Genomic DNA, 23,327 nt, shown 5'->3' on the forward strand with positions numbered 1-23,327 from the left:
TTCCGCTCTCCGCCGCGTCTCAGGAGTCTTCCTTGCCCAAGGTTCCCATCCCCCGGCCCGGGCCGATCGCCCTCGCCGTGGCAGCCGCGCTGGCTCTCGGCGCCCTACCGGCGACCGCCGCCGAGTCCGCGTACTCCGCCGCCGAGGTGTCGCACGACGACGCCGGACACCACGCCCCCGGCAGCCCCGGCACGCACACCGTCACCCTGATCACGGGTGACAAGGTCACCATCGGCACCGCCGCCGACGGCACCGTCGTGCGTTCGTTCCAGGCCGCGAACGGAGCCACCACCGGCTTCCACCGCGCCGTCCTGGACGGCGCCACCTACGTCTACCCCGACTCGGCCCTGCCGTACGTGAGCGCCGGGAAGCTCGACAAGCAGCTCTTCAACGTGACGCGGCTGATAGCCGAGGGCTACGACGACGCCCACAGCTCCCGACTGCCGCTGATCGTGCGCTACACCGCGGCTGCCGCGAAGGCCCGCACCCGGACGAAGCTGGCCGGCTCGGACGACGTGCGCCGCCTGGACAGCATCCAGGGCGCGGCTCTCGCCCAGAACCACGGGCAGGCACCGGCGTTCTGGGCCGCGCTCACCGGCGGTTCCGGCGCGGCGGCCCGGTCCGCGGAGCCGTCCCTGGCGGGCGGCGTCGCTCATGTGTGGCTCGACGGCCGGGTGAAGGCCGACCTCGCCGACTCCACGGCGCAGATCGGCGCGCAGAAGGTATGGGCGGAGGGCGACACCGGCCAGGGCGTGAAGGTCGCGATGCTCGACAGCGGCGCGGACACCGAGCACCCGGACCTGGTCGGGCAGGTGTCCGACAGCGCCAGCTTCGTTCCCGACGAGGACGACATCGCCGACTACAACGGCCATGGCACGCATGTCGCGTCGACCATCGTCGGGACGGGCAGCGCCTCCGACGGCAAGGAGCGGGGGGTCGCCTCCGGCGCCCGGCTGGCCGTCGGCAAGGTGCTCAACTCCGAGGGCAGCGGCCAGGAGTCGTGGATCATCGCGGGCATGGAGTGGGCCGCCCGCGACCAGAAGGCCCGGATCATCAGCATGAGTCTGGGCGGGGCCGGCGACAAGAGCGACCCGATGAGCCAGGCCGTCGACGAACTCAGCCAGGAGACGGGCGCGCTGTTCGTGATCGCGGCGGGCAACGGCGGCCCGCACTCCATCAGCAGCCCCGGTGCCGCCGACTCCGCGCTGACCGTCGGCGCCGTCGACTCCACCGACACGCTCGCCGACTTCTCCAGCCAGGGCCCGCGGGACGGCGACGGCGGGCTGAAGCCGGAGATCACCGCGCCGGGCGTGGACATCGTCGCGGCGCGCTCGCACTACAAGCGCGGCTCCGGCTACTACACCACGATGAGCGGTACGTCGATGGCGACGCCGCATGTCGCCGGTGCCGCCGCGCTCCTCGCCTCCGAGCACCCCGACTGGACCGGCGCTCAGCTCAAGGAGGCGCTGGTCAGCAGCGCCAAGGCGACTCCGGCGTACACCCCGTACCAGGCGGGCGCCGGACGGCTCGACGCACTCGCCGCCGTACACACCACGCTCTTCGCCACCACGAGCGCCTACTCCGGCTTCTACACGTGGCCGCCGAAGCCGGGACAGACCGACACCCGGACGGTGACGTACACCAACGTCGGCGACTCGCCGGCCACCCTGGGCCTGGCGGTCGACGGCACCGTCCCGGCAGGGCTGTTCAGCCTGTCCGCCGACCACGTCACCGTGCCCGCCCACGGCACCGCCACGGTGACCCTCACGGCGGATCTGGACAAGCTGGGCGGCGACCAGTCGGTCAGCGCCATGATCACCGGTACGGACGGCAGCGGAGCGGTCCGCGCCCGGACTCTGATCGGCGCGGCCCGGGAGGGCCAACGGCAGAATCTGACCGTGGTCGCCAAGGACCGTTCGGGCAAGCCGCTGACGGGCCGGGTCGTCCTGAGCGCCGAGCACCTCTTCACGGTGATGGACCTCGACGCGTCCGGCACCGGCACGGCCCGGCTGCCCGTCGGCAGCTACAGCGGCTGGCTCACCGGTGACGTGCAGGGCGCCGGGGGTCCGCACTCGCGCGGCATGGCGCTGCTCGCCTTCAACGACGTGAAGCTCGACCAGGACCGCACCGTCACGCTGGACGGCCGCAAGGCTCGCCGGATCCTGGCGCACGTGCCACGGCAGACCACCGCCGTAGCGCCCCGCCTGGACGCCCACCGGTCCTACGGCGACAGCCTGGTGGAGACGTCGATGCTGCCGGACCCGTCGTACGACAGCGTCTGGGCACTCCCGACCGGCAGGAAGGTCACCGACGGCGAGTTCGAGGCCGGCGCCCGCTTCCGTCTGGAGCAGCCCGCGCTGACCGTGAGCACCAAATCCACCACCTTCGACGACCCGCTGGTCAAGCGCGCGGCCACGCCGCTTCCCGCCGGGACCCGGAACCTGACGGCGGTCTTCGCCGGCGACGGCACGGCCGAGGAGCTCGCGCGGCAGAACGTGCGGGGCAGGGCGGTCGTGGTGCGTGGTGCCGGCACGGAGGGCGTCAAGGCGCAGGCGGCGGCCGCCGCGGCGGCGGGTGCCCGGCTGCTGCTGGTCGTCAACGACGGCGTCGGCCGTCTGCAGCCCTGGGACGAGAACCCCTGGAGCCCGGAGAGCCCGGCACCGGTGACGGTGGCGACGCTCACCGCCGACCAGGGCGCGGAGCTGATCGGCTCGCTCCGGCACGGCGCGGTGTCGCTGAGCGTCACCTCGCATCCCACGACGGACTACGTCTACGACGTGGTGCACCACTGGACCGGAGCCGTCCCGGCGGATCCGTCCTGGCGTGAGGAGCCGGGCGACCTCGGCCGGGTGAACGTCTCCTTCCGGAACTACCGGCAGGGCAAGGCGATGGAGTTCCGCCCGGACGTCTGGCGGGGCTGGGCCGTCGGCAACCAGCTCACGGCGCCCGCCCAGGGCGAGCGCACCGACTGGGTCACCTCCGGCACCACCTGGCTGGACGACGCCTTCATCCAGGGAGAGACCGGACAGCACTCGATCGAACCGGTGCGGTACTCGGCGCGCGAGACCGGCAAGGTGAGCTGGTTCGGCCCGATCCAGCGGCCCCGCATGGGCCCGGTGAACTATCAGCCCGTGCGCTATCTGGACACGATGTACATCACCGCGCCCGGCTGGGGGGACTCCGGCGCCGGCCACGTCGGCGAGGCCGGCGCGAACTTCGACGTCAGGGACTGGATGTCGCTCTACCAGGGCGATCAGCAGCTCGACTGGGGCAACGCCGAGTACCTGCAGGTTCCCGGGCTCGCCGCGGAGCGGCTGCCCTACCGGCTGGTCCTCGACAACGACCGTGGCGCCTGGGCCGCCCCCTACTCGACGCACACCCTGACCGAGTGGGACTTCACCTCCGCGGCGACCGGCAGCGAGTCGGCGGCGTCACTGCCGCTGATCCAGCTCGACTACGGCGTGGACACCGACAGGTCCGGCCGGGCCGACCGGCACGCCGGGCTGACGGTGACCGCCTCGCACCTGCCGGGCACCACCGCCGCCATCGGCAAGCCGTCCGTCGAGGTGTCGTACGACGACGGTGCGACCTGGCAGCGGTCCGAGCTGAGCCGGTGCGGTGACGGATGGCGGACGAACCTGCGCGCTCCGCGGGGGGCCGGCTTCGCCACCCTGCGGGTGGGCGCCAGGGACAGCGCCGGCAACACCGTCTCGCAGACGATCACCAGGGCCTTCGGTCTGCGATGAGGTGACACCCCGGGAAGTCGCCCGGGACGGCACCGTGTGGGCGGGACCGCGGCCGGCGGCCCCGCCCATACGGCGCGTTCATTCCGTGGGAGGGCGGCCCGGTGCGTCGAGGATCGACGCGGTCGCCGGTCGGGCACGGCCCGCGTTCACGTGAGGACCCGCCCGAGGAATCCGTGGATGTATCCGCTGATGGCGTCCAGGTGTGTCTCCAGGGCGAAGTGACCGGCCGGCAGCAGGTGGACCTCGGCGTCCGGCAGATCACGGGAGAACGCCCGTGCGCCGTCCGGCCCGAAGATCTCGTCCCGCTCGCCCCATACGGCGAGCAGTGGCACCTGGCTCTTCCGGAAGTACTCCTGCAGCCGCGGGTACCCCTCGATGTTCGTCGGGTAGTCGCGGAACAGCGCCAGCTGGATCTCGTCGTTGCCGGGCCGTTCCAGCAGCAGTTGGTCGAGGGTCCAGGTGTCCGGGCTCACCAGGCTCGGGTCCGGGGCGCCGTTCTCGTACTGCCAACGAGTGGTGCTGGGGCTGAACTTCGCCCTGGCGCCCGGTTCCGTCTCCCGACCGGGGTCGGTGGCGTACGCGAACAGGTCGTCCCAGAAGGGCTTGGCGAAGCCCTCCATGTACGCGTTGCCGCTCTGCGAGATGATCGCGGTGACGTCGAAGGCCGGATCGACCGCGAGGCGCCACCCGATGGGCGCGCCGTAGTCGTGGACGTAGACGGCGAAGCGGTTGATGCCGAGATGCTCGAGCAACCCCGCGGTGACCTTCGCCAGGTTGTCGAAGGTGTATCCGAACGCGTCGACCTTCGGCATGGCCGAGTGTCCGAACCCGATGTGATCGGTCGCGATCACGTGGTAGTCGTCGGCGAGGGCGGGTACCAGGTGGCGGAACATGTGCGAGCTGCTCGGGAATCCGTGCAGCAGCACCACGACCGGGGCGTCACCCGGTCCCGCCTCGCGGTAGAAGACCTTCTGCCCGTGGATGGTGGCTGTCCTGTGGTGCGTGGGAAGCACATCGACCTCCAAGCGCCGTTCGGCGCGGGACTGCGGAACACCGCAGAGCCGGAGTGAGATCTTCCTGGACGGCGCGATGCCCCACGACATATGGCCCGAATCACCGTTTCCACGCTAGACCTCACCCGGGGAGAGGACAACGCGAGAGCCGGTTATCCGGGCGACTCCACCGGAGGGCTCGCGGATCACACGGGCCGGTCCCCGGCCTTGGGCCGTGGGCGGGCCCGCCGTCGCGCTCGGCCCCGTCGAAGCCGCACGTGGCGCGATGTCCACATCCCGTACAGGTCATGGCTGTTCCCCCGTCACGGACTCTGCGTTAGGCTCACACACCGTCGTCCCCCGCCTGTGGCAAGGCCACCGATCACGACCGACGCGGCGGTCCGGCCGGCCTCCCCTGGCGTTGACCGAGTGCACCCAGGAGTGAAGCACAGCCGTGAACAATGTCGATGCGCCTGTGCGGGACGCACGCGGTCCGGCCGGACCCGGCGCCCCCCGGTCCGGCGACCTTCGGGACCTGCTCGCGGAGGGCACCCTCGCCGTGGTCGACGACGGTGACCTGCGCACCGGCCGGGACCGCTTCGAACGCGCCTTCCGGCTCGCCGATTCCATGGGCGACGAACACGCGATGGCGGTGGCCGCCCTGGGTTTCGGCGGCCTGTGGGCGCACGAGCACCGGACGGTCGCGGGCTCGGTACTCCTGGAGTCGCAGATCCGCCGGGCACTGGAGTCGATCGACCCGCGGTCCTCCCTGGCGCTGCGGTTGCGGATCCGGCTGGCCGGTGAGGGCGACTACCGCAGCAGGGACAACTCGGCGGTACTCGCGCTGCTCGAACAGGCCAGGTCGCGGCAGAACCCGATGGCGCGCGCGGAGGCTCTCAGCCTCGCCCACCACTGCCTGGTCGGCCCGCGGCACGGCGCCCTCCGCCGGGAGCTGGCCGCCGACCTGGTCGCGGAGAGTTTCCGCACCTCCCGCCGCAGCGATCTGCTGATGGGCCTGTTGTGGCAGACGGTCGACATGTTCCTGGACGGTGACCCGCACGCGGAGCGCTGTCTGGCGGAGCTGCGCGGTCTGCTGGCCGAGCGGGACCATCTCGCGGTTGGCTTCGTCGTGAGCGCGATGGAGGTCATGCTCGCCGTCCGCGCGGGGCGGCTCGACGAGGCCGAGGTCCTGGCCGCGGCGTGCACCGAACGCGGAGTGGCCGCCGGTGACGTCAACGCCACGGTCTGGCATGCCGCGCAACTGGTGACCATCCGCTGGTACCAGGGCCGGGTCGTCGAACTCGTGCCGCTTCTCAGCGAGGTGGTCAACTCCCCCACGCTGAGCGCCGTCGACGATCACGCGCAGGCCGCGCTGGCGGTGGCCGCGGCGACGGCCGGGGACCGGCGCAAGGCGGCCAGTGCGCTGGCCATGCTGTGCGGCCGCGACCTCGGTGACCTGCCGATGTCGAGCAGTTGGATGGTGACGATGCACGGTGTCGCGGAGGCCGCCCACCTCCTCGACGACACCGCCACGGCGGCGCGGGTCTACGAGCTGCTGAGTCCCTACGGTCATCTGCCGATGGTGGGCAGCCTCGCCATCGCCTGTTTCGGTTCGGCCCAGCACGCCCTGGGGGTCGCCGCGTTGACCCTGGGAGACGTCGACCGGGCGGTGGCCCATCTGCGGGACGCGGTACGGCAGAATCTGGCCCTCGCGCACTGGCCCGCGGTCAGGGCCTCCGCGGACCGGCTCGCCGAGACGCTCGAACGCAACGGCCGGCAGGCCGAAGCGGACGCCGTCCGCCGGGAGTTCGCGGTGGCGGCCGAGGAAGGACCGCCGGCGTCGCCGGAGCCCGACGGGAGCGACGGCGCGGGCCGACGGGGCGGACACGGCCAGGTCCAGCCCGCGTTGCTCTGTACCCGGCTGGGACGCAAGTGGCGGATCGACTTCGGCGGGCGCCGGGTCCTGGTGGAGCACAGCGTGGGGATGCTGCATCTGGTGGTGCTGATCGCCAACCCGCGTCAGGAGATCCGCGCCGTCGACCTGGTGGCGGGTCTGACCTCGCTCAACGGGGCCGCCGAGCACACGGCCCTGTCGGGGCAGCCGGTACTGGACCAGGTGGCGACGCGGGAGTACCGCGACCGGCTGGCCCGGCTGCGCGCCGAACTGGACGAGCTCGAGGCGGCCGGCGAACCGGAGCGCGCCGCTGCCGCACGGGTCGAACACGACTGGCTGGTTGGCCAGTTGGCGGGCGCCACCGGCATGGGTGGTCGCGTCCGCCGCTTTCCCGAGGGCGACGAGCGCTCGCGGGTCGCGGTGCGGAAGGCCATCCGCAGGGCGTTGGACCGGATCGCGGAGGCGGATCCGGTGATCGGTGAACATCTGCGGCTCACGGTGCGCACCGGGGTGCGCTGTTCCTACTGGCCCGCCTGACCCTCCAGAACCCGGGTCCGGCCCCCGGTCCCGGCCGCTGGAGGACGCTCCCGGTCACCGGGGTGCGGTGGCCGGTGCGGCAGAATCCGGCGTGGCCGGGAATCTGTCGCACCGGCCGCGTCGGGGTATCGGTGGATACCGGAAGTCAGCGGGAAGGCGCCGGACGGGAAGGCGGCCCGCCGGGAAGTGAAGTGGAGCCAGGACGGCGATGGACGCACCGGTCGAGGACGGTCCGGGCCCGACGGGACGCGGCGCCGAGCCGGCGGGCGGCCCTGAGACGCTGCTCGCGGCGGCCACCCGGGCGCTCGTCGACGAGGGTGACCTGCGGACCGGCCGGCGGTGGTTCGACGCGGCCTACCGAAGCGCCGAGTCGACGGGTGACGGCCGGGCGATGGCCATGGCCGCGCTCGGCTTCGGCGGTCTCTGGGTCCACGAACACCGCACCGTCGCGGGGTCCGCACTGCTGCGGTCACGGCTGCTTCACGCCCTGTCGCTGCTCGCCCCGGACTCCCCCCTCGCGCTGCGCCTGCGGGTCCGCCTCGCCGGTGAGAGCGACTACCGGACCGGTGGGCATGCCGCGATGTTCGCCCTGCTCGACGAGGCCGGGCTGACCGCCGATCCGGTGGCGCGGGCCGAGGCCCTCAGCCTCGCCCACCACTGCGTGCTCGGCCCGGATCACAGCGCCTTACGCCGAAGACTGTCGGTCGATCTCGTCGCGGAGAGCTTCCGGACGTCCCGCCGCAGCGATCTGCTGATGGGCCTGCTGTGGCAGACGGTCGACCTGTTCCTCGACGGCGATCCGCACGCGGGGCGTTGCCTGGCCGAGCTGCGGGAGCTGCTGGCCGAGCGGGACCACCTCGCGGTCGGCTTCGTGGTGAGCGCCATCGAGGTCATGCTCGCGGTGCGGGCGGGACGCCTCGACGAGGCCGAGACACTCGCACGCGCGTGTGCGGAGCACGGGGCCGCCGCCGGTGACGTGGACGCCACGGTCTGGCTCGACGGGCAGCTGCTGACGATCCGGTGGTACCAGGGACGCGTCGCGGAACTGCTGCCGCTCCTCCGGGACCTGGTGCGTTCTCCCAAGCTCAGCCCGGTCGACAATCATGGCCTGGCCGCGCTCGCGGTGGCCGCGGCGGTGGCCGGGGACCGGCGCACGGCGGTCGGCGCGCTGGCCACCCTGTGCGGCCGCGACCTTTCCGGCCTGCCGCGTTCCAGCAGTTGGCTGGTGACGATGAACGGTGTCGTGCAGGCGGCCCACCTGCTTGCCGACGTCGAGACGTCGGCACGGGCGTACGACCTGCTCAAGCCGTTCGCCCACCTGCCGATGGCGGGCAGCCTCGCCGTCACCTGCTTCGGCTCGGTGCAGCACGCTCTCGGGGTCGCGTCGTTGACCACGGGAGATCTGGACAGGGCCGTGGAACACCTCCGTACGGCGGTGCGGCACAACCTCGCCCTGGCGCACTGGCCCGCGGTCATGGCGTCCCGGCAGTTGCTCGCGCGGGCCCTCGCCGGCCGGGCCCGTCCGGGCGACGACGTGGCCGCCAGGCGGGAGTTGGCGACCGCCGCGGAGGAGGCCGCGGCGCTGCGGGGCGACGAGCCGCCCGCTACCGCGGCGGACGAGCCGTCGGAGGCGGAGGCGACCTGTGTCCGTCAGGGCCGTAGATGGCGGATCGCTCTGGGCGGCCGGAGCGTCCTGGTCGAGCACGGCATCGGGATGTTCCACCTCGCGGTCCTCATCTCCAACCCGCGTCAGGAGATCCGGGCCGTGGACCTGGTGGCGGGGCTGACCGCCCTTGAGGGGGCGGCCGGCAGGACCGCGTTCTCGGAGCGTGCCGGGACCGGGAAGGCCGATCCGGAGCCACGGGACGAGCACGAGGACGCTCCGGGCCGCGAACGCGAGCGGCCGGTGGGCCGGTCGGCCGCCGCCCCAGAACCGGGTGGGCGCCGGCACCGCCTCGCCGAGGAGGACGAACGAGCACGGATCGCCGTGGGCAAGGCGATCCGCCGCGTGATGCAACGGGTCACGGACGCCGACCCGTTCATCGGCGAGCACCTGCGCCACGCCGTGCACACGGGCCTACGGTGCTCCTACTGGCCCACGTGACGGTACGTCCGTACCGTTCCCGCACGACCTGCGGCGCACGGTCGCGAAGCGGACGGCGCGTGATCCGGAACTGAACCTGCACGGAGTGCAGACCCTGTTCCCGCAGGGGGCGATGAGCGGCCCACCGTCGGCGATCCCCCGGGTACTGGGTAGCGTCAGCCCGGTGAATCTCAACCTCTTCGACGATGTTCCTGATGGCCTGACTCTGCGAGCCCGGTCGTTCGTCCGCGCGCACGGTGTCAAGGTCGACATCCGGCCCATCGAGGAGCACCGGCGGTGGTGGCTGGAGCGGGACGTCCCGGCGGCGGTCATCGACCGGATGGCGGCCTACGAGGAGCAGTGGGGTGGCCTGGTACTGCCCCCCTCACCGCGATATGACGGCGGCCCCAGGTACCTCCAGGCGGACTCGCCCGAGGGCTCGACCTCCGCTGGGTGGTCGTTCGAAGCCGGGATGCAGCGGACCGCCGTCCCGTACTCGTTCATGATCGGGCCGTCGGGTGAGTTCGGCATTCACGCGGGTGGGTGGGTGCCCCTCCATGCCACCGTCGCCGGCTGGGTGGAATCACTCGCGCTGGCTCACCACGCGTCCGTGTGCGCGAAGCAGATCGTCAAGGTCACCGGGGACGATGTCGACGGCATCGTGCTGGACGGGTACGAGCCGGTGCGCGAAGTGAGGGGCTTGGCCGACACCTGGTGGCGAGGAGCCGACTCGCTTGTGGCGATCCATTCGGGGGAGGCCGAGGCCCTCTCCTATCCGCGGGGCCGCACTGCGTTGATCTACTCGGGCCTGGACGAGTGGGGCCTGCGAGGAGGCGTCCAGGACAGCGACAGCTGGGGACTTTAAGGAGCCCCTGGGCCAGAATCGGGGGATGGACGTCCTCAAGCTGCTCGAAGCCGCGACTCTGCTTGTCCCCGAGGAGATCGCCACGGAGAACGACATCACGGTGCGGGACGTCTGGGAGTACCTCGGGGAAGACGAGTGGGAGGTGGCCCTCGGGCTGCTGGAGGAACTCGGCGACGTCCATTCGCTCCCGGTCGGCTTCTGGGAGACCATGGCAACCGCAGCCGAGCAGATGCGCCTGGAGAGGAGCGCGGCCTGGTGCCACTGGCGCTGCTGCGAGACCCGCAACGGCATCATTCGGGCCGACCTCACCCTGCGGCCGGCCTCTACGTCTCGACGGCAATGCCCCTTCGACGGTGCCGGTGTTCTGCGACCGATGTGGAACATCGGAAATCGCACCCCGACCGGCGAGCCCGCTCTCAACATCGCCGGAATCTGGGTGGAGTTCATGCCCTTCCTGGCGCCTGGTGGGCGGTCCTCGGTGCGGCTCGCTCCTCTCGACCCCTCGCGGTGGCAGCACCTCGAGCCCGGACAGGTGATCACGATGCACGAGGACAGAACGGTCGCCGGAACGGCCGTCGTCCTGGAGATTCGACGCCCTTCGACGGCGGCCACCGAGTAGGGCGGAACGGAGTCGGTGCAGGGCGCAGGTGCCGGCCCCGCCGCTGTGCGGTGGGGCCGGCGCCTGCGTTCAGGCGGAGGAACGGGAGGGGCCCGGTGTCGCCGGGTCCGGGCTCGTCACAGCCCCACGAAGGTGTGGGTGGAGCGCAGCTGGAACTGGCACGACTCCCAGGGTGACCACGTGGTGCTGTTGGCGTCGGTCTGCGAGCTGTGGTAGAGCGTGCCCGTGTCGTCGACGGCGAACAGTTCGATCTTCCCGGCCCCGTTCCGCTCCGCGCAGACGTGGCGCATGCGCAGGGTGGTGGTGCCGGACAGGGTCGGGATCTGGGCCCAGGACTGCCATGTGCCGCTCGCCGGGGCGGTCTCGAAGCGGCGCCAGAGCATCCCGTCGGGATTGGTGCCGAAGATCGCCAGACGTCCGTCGAGGTTCCGGGCCATGTCGACGGAGTCGAGGATGCCGTCGACGGGCAGCACCCCGCCCCACTCGCTCTCCGTCTGGGCGTTGGGGACGTTCATCCGGCGCTGGATGAGGAGACCGTCCTCCTTGATGGCGACCAGGACGGCACGCCCGTCGGCACCGGTCTCGACGGCGAGCTGGATGGCGGTGCCGCCGAGCTGGGTCCAGGGCGTGAACCAGCCGTTCGAAGGGGTGTCGTCGTTAAGGAAGTCCTGCCAGCGGTGGCGGATGGTGTTGTCGGCGCGGGTCGCGTAGACCTGCATGCCGCCCCACTGGTCCTGGACCGCGGTCGCCGAGGTGAAGCCGGAGTCGAACTGCTGGGGCGCCGTGTACGTGCTGCTGCCCGCGCTGGTCTGCGCGCGACGGGTCACGTAGCCGTTCTGGTCGATGGCGAACACCTCGACCCGGCCGTCCTGGTGGGTACTGGCGGTGACGGACTGCCATCCCGGGCCGGCGGCCAGCTTCGTCCAGGCCTGCAGGCTGCCGCCGGCCGTCTGCTGGCTGGTGTTCCACAGATTGCCCTGGGCGTCCGTGCCGAACAGCTCCAGCCGCCCGTCCTTGTTGCGCGCCGCGGCGACCGGGGAACCGAGGGGGTGCGGGGCGTGCAGCGGGAAGGGCGCCGGCAGCAGCAGCTGGGTGTTGCGGTCCTGGTTGACGCCCATCCGGTTGGTGATGCCGTGGCTCACCTCCTGCGGGTCGTTGGTGGCCAGCTCCCGCGCCAGCGAGGCGAGTTGCGCGGGGGTGCTGGTGTCACCCCCGAAGGACAGCGGCGCGGCGGGGTCGACCATGGTGGTGAAGATCGAGATGGTGGCGGGGCCGGCGGCTGAGCCGAACTCGCCCGCGTTCTGCGCGTCGGGGCTCGCCATGATCTCGATGATGCGGCTCTGGATCGGCCAGTCGATGTGCGAGGCCGTGGAGATCTCCCAGAAGCCGCCGGATATGGGGCTGGAGGACGGCGTCGGATGGGGGACGATCTTGTTGGCGTGGGTGTGCCCGTTGACCATGGCGATCACGTTCGGATAGCGCAGCAGCAGCGACTTGAGTTCGTCCCCGGTGTGCCGGTCGCCGAAGATGCCACCGAAGATGCCGTCGTCGAGGTTGTCCATGGTGTTGAGCGTGTGATGGCAGAACAGGACGTACATCTTGTCCTGCACACCGCTCTGCGTGACGATCCGGTTGTTGGTGTCGATGTAGCGTGAGCTGTTCGCCCTGAGCTGCTGCTCCAGCCAGTTGAGCTGGTCGGTGTCGATCGACCCGCCGGCGGCGCCGGAGCCGAAGCCGTCGGTGTTGGTGTTGGTGGAGTCCAGGGTGATGTAGCGGACCAGGTCACCGGAGCCCGACGGGATCGCGTAGTAGGCCTTGTCGACGCCGACGCCCTGGAATCCGTGACCGACCGGCAGACCCGCGGTGTTGAAGTGGTCCTGGATGAACGCCTTGCGGGTGAGCAGCCGCCGGTTGGGGTCCGCGGCGACCCGGGTCCCCTCCAGCTCCCACGCGACCATCAGCTTGCCGAAGGTGCCGAGGTCGCTGTAGTCGTCCGGCAGGTCGGCGGAGGTACCGGTGGTCTTGGACGAGCCGGTCGTCATGCCCTGGACGTCGATGAGGTTGTTGTCGATGGGCTCGTTGCCCTGCCACAGCCCGTCGTGGTTGCCGTACGCCGCGTACCAGGGCATGCCCAGGCCGTGCGAGACGAAGGGGCGACGAGCCGCGCCCACCACTCCGCTCGCGTTCAACAGCCCCGGAACATAGGGGAATCCGAGCCCAGACGTGCCGGTGTACCGGTTGCCGGGGACCTGTTGCGGCGGCACCGACGGATAGTAGTAGTGGTCGTCCGCGGTGCCGCCGCCGGTCAGGACGCCGCCGGCGAAGCTCTGGTCCAGGCCGATCTGGCCGGAGTCCGGGACGATGGTCTGGCCGCCGTCGAGCAGGTCGATGTACCAGCGGTTCTCGTTGTGCTGGCAGTTGTCGATCGCGTCGCCGGTGACGATGGTGAACTGCAGCGGCTTCCTGCTCCGCGGGCCCTTGCCGATCCCGGCGATGGCCTGGCACATCGCGTCGACGACCTGGGTCGAGAGGAACTCGTGGCCCCGGTAGGCCGAATCGGTGGGGTACGAGCCGTAGTGCGGGGCCCCGGCGTCGGCGTAGCGGTCCATGAACTCGAGGCGGGCCGGCGACTGGTCGTCCACGATGTGCAGGTCGGTCATCTGCGCGAACGTCGCCAGCGCCAGCGTCGGAGGGCCGAAGCGGGACCAGAGATCGGTACGGATGGTGTGCGGCTCCCCCGGCCCGGCGACGAGCCGCTGGTATCCCGCGCCCTGGGCGTAACTCGCCCGCTGCACCGTCTGGTCCCACGTGGTGACGATCCGCGCGTCCGACGCGGCCGCCGCCGCTCTGCCGGTGCCGACCGAGGTCGCGGCTTCGGCGGCGGCACGGAAACCGCCGGCGTCGATGGCCGCCGCCACCACGCTCACACCGGTCGTCGTCAGAAGCGTTCTTCGTGAGATACCCACGCCATGTCTCCCAGGAGAGGTCCAACCCCGTCTCCTGTTGCGGCGTTCCATTCCGTTCCGCCTCGTTCCACGGACGTGACCTGACCGGCCGGTCGGGGGAACATCGCGGTGGAGACCGGCGGCGGCGCACGCAATGCGCGGCCCTGCCCGGGCGCCGTCCGCCTTCATCCCCGCCTGCTCCGCATCCTTGGAGCAGGCGGGGTCGGCAGCCCGGCACCGGCTGAGCCCCTGGACCGGCAACTCGGCCGACCGGCGCGGGAGTCCGGCCGCTCGAACCGCCGGCCGGCCCGGCTAGCGCTTGATGCCCACGCCCGCCAACAGGCTGATCTGAGCGTCCGTGGGCTCCGTGCCGTCGGCCGGAACGGTGGGCCGCCAACGGTGGCAGCACACGATGCCGGGCTCGATCAGGTCGAGGCCGTCGAAGAAACGGCGAACGTCGCTGTGCGAACGGAACTGCACGGGGGCCCCGGACTTGGTGTAGACCTCCGCGACCTTGTTCCAGGTGACGGGGTCGAAGTCGGGCGTGCAGTGGTTCATGGCGAGGGCGCTGCCGACGGGGAGCGGATCGAGCAGCCGGCGGATGATGGCGTACGGGTCGTGCGGGTCGGTGATGAAGTGCATGAGCGCGTTGAGGGAGAGGGCGATGGGCTGGTCGAAGTCCAGCACCTCCGCATCCTCCACGGCGCTCATCAGCGCGTCGGGGTCCCTGATGTCGGCCTCGACGTAGGCCGTGCGGCCCTGGGTCGTGCTGCGCATGAGGCGTTCGGCGTACTTCAGGACGAGGGGGTCGTTGTCGGCGTACACGACACGCGCGTCGGTCGCTACCGACTGGGCGACCTGGTGCAGGTTGGGCTCGGTCGGGATGCCCGTGCCGATGTCGAGCCACTGGCGGATGCCGTACTCCTGCGCCAGGACCCCGGTGGCCCGGTGCATGAACGCCCGGTTCTCGCGGGCGGTCACGTAGATGCCGGGGTGCGCTTCGGCGGCGACCAGGGCCGCCGCCTTGTCGATCTCGAAGTGGTCCTTGCCACCGAGGAAGTAGTCGTACATGCGGGCCGAGTGCGCCTTGCTCGTGTCGAGTTCCCGGCCGGCCTGGCTGGTGGTCATGTTCTCCCCTTCGCGCGTGTGTCTGACGGCCCGCAGGCCAGGAACGGGACCGGTGTCGTCGTCCCTTCCACCTGCCGCCGGTCACCCGGCGGCCAAGAGTTCCGCCGGGCCCTCCTCGGCCGGCGAACGAATACGGCGGGGCCCTCCGGCACGCACGCGGGCGCCGGTCCGGCCGGGGCTGTCGGCCGCCGGTCCGGCACGCGACCTCCGGAGTGGGGCGCCTGCCCGTAGGGAGCGTCCTCCCGCTCCGTCAGCGTGCGAGCGCGCGGCCGTTGCCGGAGCCTCACGCGGTTCACCGGCGCGCTCTCGCTGCTTCTCGGCAACCCGCCACGCGGTACGGCGTAGGCGTGGTCGGGGACTTGGCGTACGGCCCGTATCCGTATGTCCTCCACCAAACACCCACGAACCGTGCGCGGGTTTCTCGCCGCGCCGGCGCTGGAACGGGCCCCGCTCACGCCCAACCTCCCGAGGAGTTGCCAACAACCCCACTCTGACAGCCACTTGACGTGACCACCAGGGTGATACCCGCGCTGCTGAAATTATCAGGAAGAAACGTCTGAGCGGTCACCAGGGCGGAAAAGGCGGTGCCGGACCGGAGTTGGGACGCCCCGGCGCGGCGGCCGCCGTCGGTGTCAGCGGGCGGCGACGGTCAACCAGGCCCGAGGGGGAGGGAGTTCCCGAAGGACGATCAGGACTCCGCGGGACGGCGCCGTTCCTCCGCTCCGGCTCCGGTGGTCGCCTCCCGGGCTCGGCCGCTCGATCCGCGGGCCCGCCCGGAGGCCGTGCGAAGCAGCCTCGCCCGCCGCACGAGGTCTCCGGCGGCCGGCTCCCACTCGGGACAGGCGAATTCGAACCCCGCCGCACGCAGCCGGCCCGGCACCACGCGACGGCTCTTGAGCAGCAGTTCCGTGTCCGAGCGCAGGGCGAACGCCCCCACCTCGGCCATCCAGCGGGTCGCGGGCAGCCCCACCGGGACACCCCAGGCCGTGCGCAGCGCCCGCATGAAGTCCCGGTGCGGGAGCGGACCGGGTGCGGACAGGTTCACCGGACCCTCGATGTCGTCCCGGGCGATCAGGAACTCGACGGCTCTCACGAAGTCCTCGTCGTGGATCCACGAGACGTACTGGGCGCCGCCGGCCACCGGCCCGCCCAGTCCGAGGCGGGCCAGCATCGACAGCACGTCGAACACACCGCCCCGGTCCGGGCTCATGACCATCGCCGAACGCAGCGCCACCTTGCGGGTCTCGGGAGTGGGAGCCTCGCTCTGCGCCCGTTCCCAGTTCCGCGCGATCTCGGCGCTGTAGGCCCAGTAGTCCGGCACACCGGTCTCCGAGCCCGCGATCACTCCGGTCGCCTCGTCGTTCGCCGCGTCGAAGCGGTGCGCGTAGATCGTCGCCGTACTCATCTGCAGCCAGACCCGAGGTGGCCTCGCGGCGGCGGCGACGGCCTGGCCGACGACCCGCGTGGAGTCCACCCGGGAGTCCATCATGGCTCGCAGGTTCTCGGGGGTGTATCGGCAGGAGACACTGCGCCCGGCAAGGTTGATCACCACGTCGCAGCCGTCGATCGCCGCCGCCCACCGGCCGAGCGTGGCCCCGTCCCATCCGATGTCGTGCGCTCGCACGGGACGCCGGGTCACCACGGTGACCTCGTGGCCGGCGGCCGTCAGCGCGCGGTCGAGGATCGCGCCCACCTGTCCGGTTCCTCCGGGCAGCACTACCTTCATCGAACCTCCAGGGCTCCTTCGTTCGACATCAGCGTAGCCCCATTTTTTGAACGCGTTCAATAAAAGGTTCGGAACGGCCCGGGGAGACACGGCGTCCCGGATTCCGGGTGGATGACGGCGCGTCGCCCCGGCCGCCCAGCCCCCCGCCACCCGGCCTCGGCTGCCCAGCCCCCACCGCACCGATGACGATCGCGACAGCCTGATACCCGGCGTCACCGCGCCCTGCCCGTGGGAGTCTCGACCGAGCCAGTTGCCGTCAGGCGTCCTTGTCGCCCTTGCCGTCCTGTTCGCCCTTGTCACACTGATCGCCCTCGCCGCCCTTGCCGTCCTCCACGTCCGACCGGGTGACGCGTGACGACGCCAGGGCGACGAACAGCGGCATCCTGTACAGCGGCGGGGGTTCACCGGTCAGCCCCAGCCGCTGCCAGGCCAGCCGAGCGGAGACCTTCAGCACCCGTCGCGCGCGCAGGACCAGCAGGAGGGCGAGCGGCAGCTCCACCAGCACGGCCGAAGCCACGCTTCCCCACACGTCCCCTCGCCCCACGTTCAGGGAGACGTCGAACCAGGCGTCGCAGACCAGGAGTGTGGCAGCCACGAAGGACAGCGGGACCAGGGCCTGCCGGCGCAGCCAGAACGCCGCCCCGGCGCCGGCCAGCGAGACGAGCAGCATGATGTCGAAGCCCACCCACACCAGGGGCCAGTACCGGGCCTCGAAGCGGTCGGGCAGCGAGACCGCCAGGTAGACCGTCCAGGGAACGAGCACGATCACGCACAGGGCGAACTGCCTGACCGCCCTCCGGCGACGGCGGTGCAGCGTGGAACTGTCCGGTATGAATGCCCTGGCGCCCTGATCTGCGGAGGCGGTGGGGTCGCGCTGCTCGCTCAACGTTGCCTGTCCCTGCTGTCGGCTCCCCGCCCGGGCCGGCGCCCTCGACGACCGCACCGCTGGTCGCGGTGCACGGCAGCAGGCGGGCATCAGGCCATGTCACGGAACCTGTGGATCGTCTTCCGATGGTACGGCGACCACATGTCGCGCCCGCAGCAGGATGCGGTGTCCGCGCTCCCGGCCGCTGCTCCGGCGCCGGACGGCCATGACCGAGCGGTACCGGACCTCGCCGCCGCGGTTGAGGAAAACTCGGCTGCGGCGGCGGGCGGGCCGCCCGTAGGATCCCCGGTCGAGGCGCCGGGACGGCGCCCTGCCGGCCGTCGGCAGTCAACGGACCGAGGATGCGTGGCGCAATGAGCAGCCGACTCTTCGCAATATCCTTCGACGCGCACCGGCCCGAGCACCTGGCGCGTTTCTGGTCCGGCCTCCTCGGACTCAAGCGGGCCGACGAGGCCGACGACTCCTTCGACGGCGTCGCCCTGCTGTCCGGGAACGACGCCGGCTACCGCCTCGGCTTCCGTCCGGCCGAGTCCCGCAAGACCGCCCAGAACCGGCTGCACTTCGACCTGCCCAGTTCCTCCGCAAGTGACCAGCAGGAGACCGTGGCCAGGGCGCTCGAACTCGGCGCACGGCACTGTGACGTCGGCCAGGGACCCGACGCGTCCCATACGGTGCTCGCCGACCCCGAGGGCAACGAGTTCTGTGTCATCGAGCCGGGCAACGACTTCCTCGCCGGCTGCGGCCGCCTCGGAGCGCTCGCCTGCGACGGTTCGCGGGCGGTGGGCTACTTCTGGAGCGCGGCGCTGGGCTGGCCGCTGGTCTGGGACCAGGACGAGGAGACCGCCGTCCAGTCACCGGACGGCGGTACGAAGCTCACGTGGGGCGGTCCGCCGCTCATGCCGGACCCGGGCAGGGACCTGCACCTGGACCTCGCGCCGGACGGCGACCAGCAGGCCGAGGTCGAACGGCTCCTCTCCCTCGGCGCGAGGCGTCTCGACTCCACGCGTCTCGACTCCGCGCGCGTCGGGGGCGGCACGGTGCTGCTGGCCGACCCCGACGGCAACGAGTTCCGGGTGCTCGCGCGGCGGTGAGGGGGGAGTCAGTCGGTACGGGGCATCCCGGAGGCCCAGTCGTTCACGAGCCTGGAGGGGGACAGCGCCACCGGCAGCTCCGTCAGGCCGCGGAACGCCGGGAACGGGACGGTCAGCCACTTGGCCTCGTCGGCGGGCTTGGCCAGGGCGAGTTCGGGGAAGCGCTGGAAGAGCGAGGTCAGCGCGATCTGCATCTCCATCCTGGCCAGGGGGGCGCCGAGGCAGTAGTGCGGCCCCGTACCGAATCCCAGATGGTTGCTCTGCACGCCCGGGCGGGTGATGTCGAAGGTGTCGGGGCTGTCGAACGCGGCCGCGTCCCGGTTGGCCGAGGTGACCGCGATCTGCACCAGCGAACCCTTGGGGATGAGTGTCCCCGCGATGGTGATGTCCTCGAGCGCGTGCCGGAAGGTCGCGTTCTCGACCGAGCCCTCGAAGCGGATGATCTCCTCGACGGCGTTCGGGAGGAGTTCCGGCGATTCGATCACCTGCTTGAGCTGCTCGGGATGCGTGAGCAGGGTGTAGACGGCATTGCCGATGAGGTAGGCGGTCGTCTTGTGGCCGGCGAACAGCAGGACCCACAGCGTGGACAGCAACTCGCCGTCCGTCAGTGACTCCTGCTCGTCGCTCGTCTGGATGAGCACGCTCAGCAGGTCGTCCTCGGGGGCCTTGCGCTTACGGGCGATCAGGACCTCGAAGTACTCGCGCAGCGCGGTCTCCGCCTCGTTGAGCCGGTCCTTGTCCTTCTTGCTGAATCCGGTGCGCGCGACGACGCTGCACTGCCGCTGGACCTCCTGCCGCTCCTCCTCGGGCACGCCGATCAGCTCGCAGATGACCTGGAGGGGCAGCGGGAACGCGAAGGCCGACAGCAGGTCGACGGGCTCCAGGGTCGAGCACCGGTCGAGCAGCGCGTCGGTGATCTCCTGGACCCGCGGGCGCAGGGCCTCGATACGGCGGGGGACGAAGGCACGGCTGACGATCCGGCGCAGCCGCGTGTGCTTCGGCGGGTCGGCGAACAGCATGTTGTCGTCCAGGGCGATCGAGGAGTCGCCGAAGATGGAACGGTAGGCGTCGATGGCCGCGTACATGTCCTTGCTGATCCGCGGGTCGGCCAGCGCCGCCTTCGCGTCCTCGAACCGCGTGATGAGGAACGAGTCCACACCGTGGGGCGGAGTGAGACGGGAGACCGGCGCGTTCTCCCGCAGGTGCTGGTACAGCGGGTGCGGGTTGGACCGGTACACGGGGCACCCGCGGGACGCCGCGTCCACTGCCCGGGCTGTCTCGTCCGCGGTCTCCTGCTCCTGCAACTGAGTCATCGACGGCCCTTCCTTCTTCTCTTTCCGCGGTGGCACAAGTCGGCCGAGCGCTGCAACAAGGAAATGCATTGACGCGCCTCGTAGCGGGAAAACGCGATTCACTCTGACGCTGGCCGACCTCATCGGCACGGTAAGGGCACGCACCTGACGAGTACGCCGTCTGAGGTAAGGCTCGATTGCCGACCCGGTGGCCGTATGACAGGTTCGGAACGAGGGCCGCCATGAGTGCGATTCGCTGCCCCACATTCCGCCGGGTCAATGGAAAAGGACGGCCGTGGACAGACGCGACGAAGAAATGGTGCCGGTACTGATCGTGGGCGGTTCGCTTGTCGGACTGTCCGCGTCGGTGTTTCTGGGAAGACTGGGCGTCAGCCACATGGTCGCCGAACGCCGGGCCGCCACTTCCGAACACCCCCGGGGCCGGGGGAACAACATGCGGACCATGGAGTTGTTCCGCACCGCCGGCGTGGAGCCGGACATCAGGAAGGCAGCCGCTCCGCTGTCCCGCAATCACGGCATCATGCAGACGGACAGGCTGTCCGGCGGTGACAGCCGCTGGCTGTCGGCCCGGCTCACCGGCGGCACTCCCGAGAAGGACATGTGCTCCACCAACAGGTGCGCGTGCAGCCAGAACGACCTGGAGCCGGTCCTGCTCGACCACGCCCGACAGCTCGGCGGGGACGTGCGCTTCGGGACGGAACTGGTCTCCTTCACCGAGGACCGGGACGGCGTCACGTGCGAACTGCGCGAGCGCGAGAGCGGCCGGACCTACACGATGCGCTCGGCCTACCTGCTGGCGGCCGACGGGCCGCGCAGCCCCGTACGCGAAAGCCTGGGCATCGGACAGAGCGGCGGGGGCGACCTGTTCCACAACGTCAGCGTCACCTTCCGCAGCAAGCTCCTGCGCGAGGTGGTGGGCGACCAGCGCTTCCTCGTCTGCTACCTGAACGGGGACGAGGGCGACGGGGTCCTGCTGCCCGTCGACAACGAGGAGAAGTGGGTCTTCCACATCCCGTGGTTCCCCGAGCGCGGCCAGACGCTCGAGCACTTCACCGACACGCGCGTCAGGGACCACATCAGGGCCGCCGCCGGCGTGCGGGACCTGGACGTGGAGGTCACCGGCCGTGCCCCGTGGCACGCGGCGGACCGGGTCGCCGACCGCTACCGCAAGGGGCGCGTCTTCCTCATCGGTGACTCCGCCCACGAGATGCCCCCCACCGGCGCGTTCGGGTCCAACACGGGCATCCAGGACGCTCACAACCTGGCCTGGAAGATCACCGCGGTGCTGCACGGCTGGGCGGGTGAGGGCCTGCTGGACACCTACGAGAGCGAACGGCGCCCGGTCGCCCTGGCCACCATCGCGCGGGCCATCGAGCAGGCAGCCCGTGAGGAGCACCCCGGGTACGCCAACGCGCAGGGCCCTGGCCAGAGCACGGACCTGATGACCGTGGCCCTCGGCTACCGCTACCTCTCCACGGCCGTGTCCGGAGCGGACACCGAGGCGCCGACCATCCCGCAGACACTCCACCTGCAGGCGGACCCGGGCACCCGGGCGCCGCACATGCCCGTCGTGCACGACGGGGAGACCAAGTCGACCGTCGACCTGTACGAGCGGTCCTTCGTGCTGCTCTCCGGAGTTCCCGACGGGCCCTGGCAGTCGGCCGCCCAGGCGGCGGCGGCCGAGTTCGGCGTACCGCTGGTGTCCTACCGCGTCGGCGCGGGCCCGGACTTCGACCTGGACACCACGTCCGCCGGAGGCGGCGAAGCCGGTGGCGGCGCCGACTGGGCCGAGGTCCACGGCGTGACCGCGCAGGGTGCGGTGCTCGTCCGTCCCGACGGAATGGTCGCCTGGCGCTCCGCGGGCCTCCCCGCGAACCCCACGGCCGAACTGACGGGCGTCCTCGAAGGCATCCTCAGCCGCTGACCCGTTCTCCCAAGCCTCCGGACCCTTTCACCGTAGGGAGCCCTCACATGTCCACCGACCTGCAGGCGCCGGGCCACATAGCCGACCGCACGGGTGCGAGCGACGACGCACGAAACGAACGAATCGACGTCCACCACCACTACACCGCACCCGAGTGGGTGCGGTGGGCCGAGGAGAACGGGGTCGCCGGCCGCGACAGCCTGCCGCCGTGGACCCGGTGGGACGAAGCCGCCGCTCTGGACCTGATGGACCGGACCGGTACACGCACCAGCGTCCTCACCGTCGCCATGCTGGGCCGCTTCAAGGAGGCGGCCGCCCGCAAGGAGAGCACCCGGGTCTCCCTCGACGCGGCCGGCGCCCTGGTCGCCAGACACCCGGGGCGCTTCGCCTTCTTCACGCCCCTCTTCCTCGACGACGCCGAACTCTCCCGCTGGTCCGTCTCGCACGGGATGGACCAGCTCGGGGCCGTGGGCGTCAGCGCGCGCACCAGTACGGGCGACACCTACCTGGGAGACCCCGCCCTCGACCCGGTCATGGCGGAACTGGACGAACGCGCCGCGGTGATCAGCACGCACCCCATGCAGGTGAACACCACCGGCGCCCCCGCGGGCGTTCCGCCGTTCGTGTGCGACTTCCTCATGGACACCACCCGCGCCGCCCTCAGCCTCATCATGAACGGCACGCTGGACCGCTTCCCGCGGCTCACCTTCATCCTCCCGCACGGGGGCGGCTACCTGCCCTACATCGCGGGCCGCATCGAGGTCTTCGGGCGCCAGCTGGTCCCCGCCGTCGACCCCGGCCGCGTCCGCGACTACCTGCACCGCTTCTACTACGACACGGCCGCGCCCATGTCCCCGTCGGCCACGCCCACCCTGCTGGCCGCCGCGGGATCCTCCCGGATCCTGTACGGAAGCGACTGGCCGCCCACGCCCACTCGGGTGGTCACCGAGGTGACCACCCCCGCCCTGGACGCGGATCCCGCCCTCGGCGCACAGGAACGCGGCCACATCAACCGCGGGAACGCCCTGCGCCTGCTGCCCGCGCTCGCACCCGCCTGAGCCCGCCCGCAACCGCCGCACGGCCACTCTCGGCAACCGGTGCAACGGCAGTGCCCCTTCGTCCGCGGACGCGGAACCGACGCGAAGGGGCACTGCCCTTTCATCGACGGGACGACATCGGCGTGGTCGGCGTAGCACCGGTGGCACCCCGGCCGGGCCCTACCTAGGCTCGCTAGCGGAAACGAGCCCGCGGGAAGGAAAGAGAATGCCGCACGTAGACGAAGAAGAGATCCGCGTCGGGGCGATCGATTCGGCCGATCAGCAGCGCACACGCACGAATTTCCTGCGTTCCGCGGCCTCGCGCACAAACCTGCTCCCGATTCTCCTGGTCCTCACGGTCATGATGGTGGCACTTTGGCTCATGGGTATGCCTTTCCTGCAGGCCCTGACCATTTCGACCGCGCTGAAGATTACGATGGTCCTTTTCGCGGCACGGCAACTGCCGTGCGCCTCGAAAGGCTGACGCACGGCCGTCATCCCGCTGCCGCTGAGAACCGCCCGGCCCGAGGCCCTTCCGGCC

15 protein-coding genes are annotated in these 23,327 nt (G+C 71.2%); 9 read left to right on the top strand and 6 right to left on the bottom strand.

From position 1 onward, the window contains the following. The first annotated feature begins 32 nt into the window (after positions 1-32). The gene (locus ACFY3I_RS05835; RefSeq protein WP_390859516.1) at positions 33-3,746 is read left to right on the top strand and encodes a S8 family serine peptidase; all 3,714 of its coding nucleotides are present in this window, start codon (positions 33-35) and stop codon (positions 3,744-3,746) included. A 146-nt stretch (positions 3,747-3,892) separates the two neighbouring features. Here ACFY3I_RS05835 and ACFY3I_RS05840 read toward each other — a convergent pair whose 3' ends face one another. Beyond that, entirely contained in the window at positions 3,893-4,759 is an 867-nt protein-coding gene (locus ACFY3I_RS05840; protein WP_390859517.1) for an alpha/beta fold hydrolase, read from the bottom strand. A 433-nt stretch (positions 4,760-5,192) separates the two neighbouring features. Here ACFY3I_RS05840 and ACFY3I_RS05845 point away from each other — a divergent pair, with 433 nt between their 5' ends. From ACFY3I_RS05845 to ACFY3I_RS05860, 4 genes are all read left to right on the top strand, one after another. Continuing rightward, on the top strand, positions 5,193-7,169 hold the full coding sequence (locus ACFY3I_RS05845) for a hypothetical protein (RefSeq protein WP_390859518.1): 1,977 nt from the start codon (positions 5,193-5,195) through the stop codon (positions 7,167-7,169). A 208-nt stretch (positions 7,170-7,377) separates the two neighbouring features. Then, positions 7,378-9,273: a hypothetical protein gene (locus ACFY3I_RS05850; protein WP_390859519.1), complete on the top strand. Its 1,896-nt coding sequence runs from the start codon at positions 7,378-7,380 to the stop codon at positions 9,271-9,273. A gap of 163 nt (positions 9,274-9,436) precedes the next feature. After that, a complete protein-coding gene (locus ACFY3I_RS05855) occupies positions 9,437-10,117 on the top strand; it encodes a hypothetical protein (protein WP_390859520.1) in 681 nt (226 codons plus the stop codon). Between the two features lie 25 nt (positions 10,118-10,142). Beyond that, positions 10,143-10,736: a hypothetical protein gene (locus ACFY3I_RS05860; RefSeq protein WP_390859521.1), complete on the top strand. Its 594-nt coding sequence runs from the start codon at positions 10,143-10,145 to the stop codon at positions 10,734-10,736. A 116-nt stretch (positions 10,737-10,852) separates the two neighbouring features. On the opposite strand, the gene ACFY3I_RS05865 is transcribed toward ACFY3I_RS05860, so the two are convergent. The 4 genes from ACFY3I_RS05865 to ACFY3I_RS05880 all read right to left on the bottom strand — a co-directional run bounded on the left by ACFY3I_RS05865 (position 10,853) and on the right by ACFY3I_RS05880 (position 17,421). Continuing rightward, complete coding sequence (locus tag ACFY3I_RS05865; protein WP_390859522.1) at positions 10,853-13,702, bottom strand: TIGR03767 family metallophosphoesterase; 2,850 nt, start codon at positions 13,700-13,702, stop codon at positions 10,853-10,855. Between the two features lie 291 nt (positions 13,703-13,993). Further along, positions 13,994-14,809, bottom strand: coding sequence for an SAM-dependent methyltransferase (locus tag ACFY3I_RS05870; RefSeq protein ID WP_390859523.1), 816 nt, complete (start codon positions 14,807-14,809; stop codon positions 13,994-13,996). 688 nt (positions 14,810-15,497) lie between these two features. After that, the gene (locus ACFY3I_RS05875; RefSeq protein WP_390859524.1) at positions 15,498-16,535 is read right to left on the bottom strand and encodes a TIGR01777 family oxidoreductase; all 1,038 of its coding nucleotides are present in this window, start codon (positions 16,533-16,535) and stop codon (positions 15,498-15,500) included. Between the two features lie 256 nt (positions 16,536-16,791). After that, positions 16,792-17,421 (bottom strand): hypothetical protein, encoded by a 630-nt coding sequence (locus ACFY3I_RS05880; protein ID WP_390859525.1) that lies wholly within the window; start codon positions 17,419-17,421, stop codon positions 16,792-16,794. A 353-nt stretch (positions 17,422-17,774) separates the two neighbouring features. On the opposite strand from ACFY3I_RS05880, the gene ACFY3I_RS05885 reads away from it, so the two are divergent. After that, positions 17,775-18,512: a VOC family protein gene (locus ACFY3I_RS05885; protein ID WP_390859526.1), complete on the top strand. Its 738-nt coding sequence runs from the start codon at positions 17,775-17,777 to the stop codon at positions 18,510-18,512. A gap of 8 nt (positions 18,513-18,520) precedes the next feature. Here the strand turns inward: ACFY3I_RS05885 and ACFY3I_RS05890 are convergent, their stop codons facing one another. Next, complete coding sequence (locus tag ACFY3I_RS05890; RefSeq protein ID WP_390859527.1) at positions 18,521-19,825, bottom strand: cytochrome P450; 1,305 nt, start codon at positions 19,823-19,825, stop codon at positions 18,521-18,523. Positions 19,826-20,120: 295 nt separating this feature from the next. Between ACFY3I_RS05890 and ACFY3I_RS05895 the strand changes: the two genes are divergently transcribed. The 3 genes from ACFY3I_RS05895 to ACFY3I_RS05905 all read left to right on the top strand — a co-directional run bounded on the left by ACFY3I_RS05895 (position 20,121) and on the right by ACFY3I_RS05905 (position 23,270). Then, the gene (locus ACFY3I_RS05895) at positions 20,121-21,749 is read left to right on the top strand and encodes an FAD-dependent oxidoreductase (protein ID WP_390860090.1); all 1,629 of its coding nucleotides are present in this window, start codon (positions 20,121-20,123) and stop codon (positions 21,747-21,749) included. A 47-nt stretch (positions 21,750-21,796) separates the two neighbouring features. Further along, the gene (locus ACFY3I_RS05900; RefSeq protein WP_390859528.1) at positions 21,797-22,807 is read left to right on the top strand and encodes an amidohydrolase family protein; all 1,011 of its coding nucleotides are present in this window, start codon (positions 21,797-21,799) and stop codon (positions 22,805-22,807) included. Between the two features lie 205 nt (positions 22,808-23,012). Beyond that, positions 23,013-23,270, top strand: coding sequence for a hypothetical protein (locus ACFY3I_RS05905; RefSeq protein WP_390859529.1), 258 nt, complete (start codon positions 23,013-23,015; stop codon positions 23,268-23,270). Positions 23,271-23,327: the final 57 nt, after the last annotated feature.

Source organism: Streptomyces sp. NPDC001068, from assembly GCF_042897315.1.
Taxonomy (GTDB): domain Bacteria; phylum Actinomycetota; class Actinomycetes; order Streptomycetales; family Streptomycetaceae; genus Streptomyces.

Bases quoted from the DNA above. Each gene is read 5' to 3' on its own strand.
- ACFY3I_RS05850 (WP_390859519.1), top strand. From the start codon at position 7,378: ATGGACGCACCGGTCGAGGACGGTCCGGGCCCGACGGGACGCGGCGCC.
- ACFY3I_RS05860 (WP_390859521.1), top strand. From the start codon at position 10,143: ATGGACGTCCTCAAGCTGCTCGAAGCCGCGACTCTGCTTGTCCCCGAG.
- ACFY3I_RS05870 (WP_390859523.1), bottom strand. From the start codon at position 14,809: ATGACCACCAGCCAGGCCGGCCGGGAACTCGACACGAGCAAGGCGCAC.
- ACFY3I_RS05875 (WP_390859524.1), bottom strand. From the start codon at position 16,535: ATGAAGGTAGTGCTGCCCGGAGGAACCGGACAGGTGGGCGCGATCCTC.
- ACFY3I_RS05885 (WP_390859526.1), top strand. From the start codon at position 17,775: ATGAGCAGCCGACTCTTCGCAATATCCTTCGACGCGCACCGGCCCGAG.
- ACFY3I_RS05890 (WP_390859527.1), bottom strand. From the start codon at position 19,825: ATGACTCAGTTGCAGGAGCAGGAGACCGCGGACGAGACAGCCCGGGCA.
- ACFY3I_RS05895 (WP_390860090.1), top strand. From the start codon at position 20,121: ATGGTGCCGGTACTGATCGTGGGCGGTTCGCTTGTCGGACTGTCCGCG.
- ACFY3I_RS05900 (WP_390859528.1), top strand. From the start codon at position 21,797: ATGTCCACCGACCTGCAGGCGCCGGGCCACATAGCCGACCGCACGGGT.
- ACFY3I_RS05905 (WP_390859529.1), top strand. From the start codon at position 23,013: ATGCCGCACGTAGACGAAGAAGAGATCCGCGTCGGGGCGATCGATTCG.